The following is a 5,010-nucleotide window of genomic DNA, read 5'->3' as shown; positions in this document are numbered from 1 at the left end:
AGCTTATTATTGACTAGAGTCATGCTCCAGTTGCGGTGGATGTGCTCGGCCATAGCAGGGATCCCGGCTCGAAAGAGGGTGAATTGCAGACTCAGAGGGTGCTCAACACCTCTCGCGCTGCGGCCAAGGTTTTCTCCACATCGGCCTCTGTGTGGGCCAGGGAGGTGAAGCCGGCCTCAAATTGCGAGGGCGCCAGATAGACTCCCCGCTCCAACATGCCGCGATGGAAGCGGGCAAATTTCTGCAGATCGGAAGTCTTGGCCTCTTCGTAGTTGCGCACCGGGCCGGCAGTAAAAAAGAAGCCAAACATGCCGGGCAGATAGCCCCCGCACATCTCATGCCCCGTTTCCCGCGCGATCTGCAATAGCCCCGTCGCCAACTTCTCGGTAATCCGCTCCAGATACTCGTAGGTGCCCGGGCGGCGCAAAATGTCCAGTGTCTGGATCCCTGCCGTCATGGCCAGGGGGTTGCCGGAAAGAGTCCCTGCCTGATACATCGGCCCCGCTGGAGCCACCATTTCCATAATTTCTCGCCGACCGCCGTAGGCCCCCACCGGCAGGCCGCCGCCGATGACCTTGCCCAGGGTCGTTAAATCGGGGATGACCCCAAACTTGGCCTGTACACCGCCATAGCTGATGCGAAAGCCGGTCATCACCTCGTCAAATACCAGCAGGGCCCCGTACTTTTGGGTGAGATCTCGCAAGCCTTCCAAGAAGCCCGGCTGGGGGGGAATAAAGCCGGCATTGCCCACCACCGGCTCTAGGATGACTCCGGCAATGGAGTCGGGGTGCTGTTCAAACAGGGCCTTGACTGCCTCCAGGTCGTTGTAGGGAGCCGTCAGCGTAGCGCTGGTAGCTGCCTTGGGCACCCCCGGCGAGTCTGGCAAGCCCAGCGTGGCCACCCCCGAACCGGCTTTCACCAAAAACATATCCGCATGGCCGTGGTAGCAGCCCTCAAACTTGATCACCTTTTCCCGACCGGTATAGGCCCGCATCAGGCGCAGCGCCGCCATGCAAGCTTCGGTGCCGGAATTGACAAAGCGCACCATCTCCACACTGGGCACCGCCTCAATGACCCGCTCCGCCAGTTCATTTTCCAGAACGCATGGGGCGCCGAAGCTGGTGCCTTTCTCCAAAGCTCGGTGCAGAGCCTCAATGACCTCGGGGTGGGCATGGCCGACAATGGCAGGCCCCCAACTGCCGATGTAGTCGATGTATTGGTTGCCGTCCACATCCCAGGCGTAGGCCCCTGAGACACGGTCGAACACGACGGGATCCCCGCCCACCGACTTGAAGGCGCGCACCGGAGAACTCACTCCCCCCGGCATGAGACTTTGTGCCCGGGCAAAAATCTGTTTGGAGCGGGCGGTGTTAAACGAAGTGGAGTGGAGAGTGCTGGTCATAGAGCAGGAGCTTTCAACGCATTACCAAGGCTAGCAAGCAAGGGAGCTTTCTGGTGAGCCCTTTTACCGACCATGAAACTACAAACCCATCCCTGCCAGTGTGTCGATCACCTGCTCCAGGATCAGGGTGAGGTTGGGATGGGAGGTCTCGAACAGGCCCAGCGCCTCTCCGATGCGATCTCTATGCCCTTGGCTCGGTTTGCTCTCGGTTCGGGATCCCAGATCGGCCAGCACCGCCTCCACTTCCTGGCGAATGGCGGCAATTTGCTGTCGCTGCTTTTCATCCAAGCCAGGGGTTTTTTGCAGCTCAACATCCAGATCGTGCAGCAGTTGTCGCAGTTTCGATTCGGCCATTCTGTAAAGAGACCTTAACGACTTGAGAACCGATTGAGTTTTGACCACCCTGCCTCAATCATACGGTCTGATGGGTTGAAGCAGGGATCCCTCTATCTAGGGTCTAAGAGCGGGTAAGCGGCGAAGGTTAACTTTTGCAGCCGGGGATCCCAGCATTGGAGCAACCTTTGTAGGATGGGCAGTAGAGTCTATCCCCATGTCTGAGCTGGCATTGGCCCTAGTAGGGGCGGCGGTTGCTGCTGCCCTTATCGTCTGGGAACAAAGACGCAGCCAAGAGCTGCTGCAGCGGTGGGCGGCAAAGCATGGCTACTCCATTTTGAGCCAGGAGGCGCGGTATTGGCGGCTGGGGCCTTTTTCCGGGAGCACTTCCAAGTATCAACGGGTATTCCGTGTGCGGATACGGGATCCATGGGGGCAAGAACGCACCGGCTGGGTGAGGTTAGGGAACTGGTGGCTGGGGCTTTTGTCGGATCAGGCTGAGGAGCGGTGGGAGTAGGCTGGGATTGAACCATGGAAAGGGAAAGCGATGAACGGGATCAGGGGTTGGAAAAAGCTGAAGGGGGTGGCGTGGCTGGGCCTGGTACTGGCGGTGGCCCTGTTGGGTTGGAACGCAATCGCTGGAGGCGGAGCGATGGCCAGTCCCGCTGAGGGATCCCGAATGTTGACGGTTACAGGACAGGGATCGGTCTCGGTGGAGAACTCCATTGCCCTCATTCGCTTAGGGGTAGTCATTCAAGGGGAGACGGCGCAATCGGTACAACAACAGGTGGCAGAACGCTCAGAGCGGCTGGTCAATCGCCTCAAGGAGCTGCAAGTAAGCGCTCTGCAAACCACCGGCATTTCCCTCTACCCGCAATACGACTACCGGGATGGCCAGCCTCGCCTAACGGGTGTACAGGGGCAAAACAGTCTGCAATTCGAGGTGCCTGTGGCCAGAGCTGGGCAAGTGCTGGACGAAGCTGTGGCCGCCGGAGCCACCCAGGTGGAATCGGTCAGTTTCCGGGCCGATGAAGCCACCCTGTTGGAGGCGCGCAGCCGCGCCCTAACCCAAGCCGTGAAAGATGCCCAACGTCAAGCCCAGGATGTGCTGGGGGCCTTGAACCTGAGCATCCGTTCCGTCGAGCGCATCCAGATTCAGAGCGATGGCTACATGATCCCGCCGCCGATCCCCTTTGCCCGCGCCGACTATGCCCGTCTAGAAACAGCATCCACACCGGTGGAGGGGGGACAGCAAACCGTGCGCGCCCAAGTCACCCTCGAGATCCGTTACTGAGCCTCTGCTCTGTTGCCTCGAATAATTCACAAATGTTCACCACATAGATTTCAGCTCTCCCGCCAAAGGGCTTCTGGTCAGAGCAAGCCTTGGGCAGCAACAGACAGCGGCTCTGGACGAGCGAAGTCTCAGTGATTCAAGAGTGATTCAATCCATCTAACCAACTCGGCAAAGTGGAAGCGGCTGCTGTTCGCTACCGCATCAGAATAACGATGGAGATACCACATTCATTAGAATAGCGATGGAAAGTTGCGGGTAGTTTGCTTTCCCGCGCCACCCTGCCTCGGTTTATCTATGGATCCCAGACCGGAGAGCGCTAGTGCAGCTCCTGCGCCTGAGAAGGCGAAACTCGTCTCTGGCAGAAGTCAAGACGGCAGTCTGCAAGCCCGTGTACTGATTGTGGATGATAGCTACATGGTGGCAGAGATGCTGTCCAACTTTTTGGGCAAGCAGGGCTGCAGTATTTCTTATGCTTTGGATGGCCTCTCCGCGCTGGAGCAAATTCGCCGCCAACCCCCAGATCTGATCATTGCCGATTGGGTCATGCCCTCTCTGAACGGCCTAGACCTGTGCCGTCAACTGCGGCAACTGCCGGAATATGCTTGGGTGTACTACATCATCATGACTGCCCGCGAGGGTAACGATAGCATGGAGCGGGCTTTGGAGGCAGGTGCCGATGAGTTTCTTTCCAAACCCTTTCAGGCTGCAGAGCTGCTGACGCGGGTGCGGGCAGGGCTGCGCATTGTAGAAAGTCGCCGCCAGCAATATCTGCTCAAAACCGGGCAAAAATCTCCTCCCTCTCCCCCCAAGTCGATTGGTTTGGAGGTGGGTAGCCGTCAGGATTTGGTGGCTCGTTTGCCGCTGCGGGTGGCCCAGGCCCGTGCCCAATCGGAACCCCTCAGCTTGTTTGTGCTGCGCTTGGCCAACCTCGGTTCTCTGGCACAAGGGCTGGATGCTGACGGTCGGGCTGATCTGCTCAAACTGTTTAGGGAGCGTTTGGCCAATAACCTGCGCGATGGAGACGACCTGTTTTGCTACGACGAGGGGCAGTTTATCATTCTGCTGCCGGGGAGCACCTTGGCTGCTGCGCAAATGGCTGCCGAACGCTGCTGTCAGCGGATGATTCAGGATCCCTTTGTGGTGAATGGACGGGCGCTGCCGGTACAGCTCCAGTTTGGAGCGGCCAGCCTCATGGACAGCGATGATCCCAAGGGGGTGGCTCTGTTGCGCCGGGCTGCCCAGGCTATGCGAGATAGCAGGAATGTGCACAGCTCGGTGGTGACTGCTCCCCATCCCATCCCAGTTTCCGACCGCGTCAGCGGAACGGAGTCCTCAGAGCTGCTGAAACGCCTGCAGCGTCTGGAAAAAGAAAACGCCGAACTGCGCCGAGAGCTGGAGACTCGCCTCAGGCAGATTGAGGATCTCCGCCAACACCATCAAGAGCTCAGCCAAAAAATGCAGGCTTCTGCACCGGAACTGTCCACAGCGGGATCCCTGGCCCATAGACCCTTCCGCTTGCGGCGGCGAAAACTCCGGCAGCTTTGTCTGAAGCGTCAACTGAGCCGTAGAAGACCGCGCCTGGCCTTGGGGCGGCTGAGCAGGTAGTGATGGGCTGAGCGAACGGGAGAGACGGAAGGGAGGTGCAAAAGGCTATGATGGGCATTCTTCAGGGTCAAGTGGCCGGATCTGGGATCTGGAGACCGGCAGGAAGATGGTTCCTAAACAACATTGAGCTAGTCTTGACGGCGGTAGGAATAGGGGTGATTCTGCTAAGTGGTTTTGTGGCCAGCCGCAGCGCTTTTAAGGACTCGGTCCCGCTGACGCGAACGGTGGAGATGGCAACGGCGGTCAGCGCCACTTTGGTGGGGGTTATCCATGGGATCCTCTTTTGGCTGTTGCGACGGCGGCAGAGACAGGTGAGGCGGGAGGCAATCGGGCAAATTCGGGAAATGCTAGGTCGTGTTGATCTTATGTTAGGATA

General features: G+C 58.7%; 5 protein-coding genes and 1 pseudogene. 4 read left to right on the top strand and 2 right to left on the bottom strand.

What is annotated here, in order from left to right; all coding sequences use genetic code 11:
- Window positions 1–91 precede the first annotated feature (91 nt).
- Both hemL and NW815_RS09410 read right to left on the bottom strand, forming a co-directional pair.
- Window positions 92–1,402, bottom strand: a complete 1,311-nt coding sequence (gene hemL, locus NW815_RS09415; RefSeq protein ID WP_414388905.1) for a glutamate-1-semialdehyde 2,1-aminomutase — start codon at window positions 1,400–1,402, stop codon at window positions 92–94.
- A 78-nt stretch (window positions 1,403–1,480) separates the two neighbouring features.
- Window positions 1,481–1,756, bottom strand: coding sequence for a DUF4404 family protein (locus NW815_RS09410; RefSeq protein ID WP_414388906.1), 276 nt, complete (start codon window positions 1,754–1,756; stop codon window positions 1,481–1,483).
- Between the two features lie 196 nt (window positions 1,757–1,952).
- Between NW815_RS09410 and NW815_RS09405 the strand changes: the two genes are divergently transcribed.
- From NW815_RS09405 to NW815_RS09390, 4 genes and pseudogenes are all read left to right on the top strand, one after another.
- Complete coding sequence (locus NW815_RS09405) at window positions 1,953–2,252, top strand: hypothetical protein (RefSeq protein WP_414349750.1); 300 nt, start codon at window positions 1,953–1,955, stop codon at window positions 2,250–2,252.
- Between the two features lie 30 nt (window positions 2,253–2,282).
- Window positions 2,283–3,029, top strand: a complete 747-nt coding sequence (locus tag NW815_RS09400; protein ID WP_414388907.1) for an SIMPL domain-containing protein — start codon at window positions 2,283–2,285, stop codon at window positions 3,027–3,029.
- Between the two features lie 399 nt (window positions 3,030–3,428).
- The gene (locus NW815_RS09395) at window positions 3,429–4,634 is read left to right on the top strand and encodes a response regulator (RefSeq protein WP_414415942.1); all 1,206 of its coding nucleotides are present in this window, start codon (window positions 3,429–3,431) and stop codon (window positions 4,632–4,634) included.
- Between the two features lie 47 nt (window positions 4,635–4,681).
- Window positions 4,682–5,010: pseudogene (locus NW815_RS09390) on the top strand (hypothetical protein); the annotation flags it as partial.

The sequence above is a fragment of the Synechococcus sp. R6-7 genome, from assembly GCF_047461695.1.
GTDB lineage: Bacteria > Cyanobacteriota > Cyanobacteriia > Thermostichales > Thermostichaceae > Thermostichus.
This window is presented reverse-complemented; position numbering and strand designations above follow the sequence as displayed.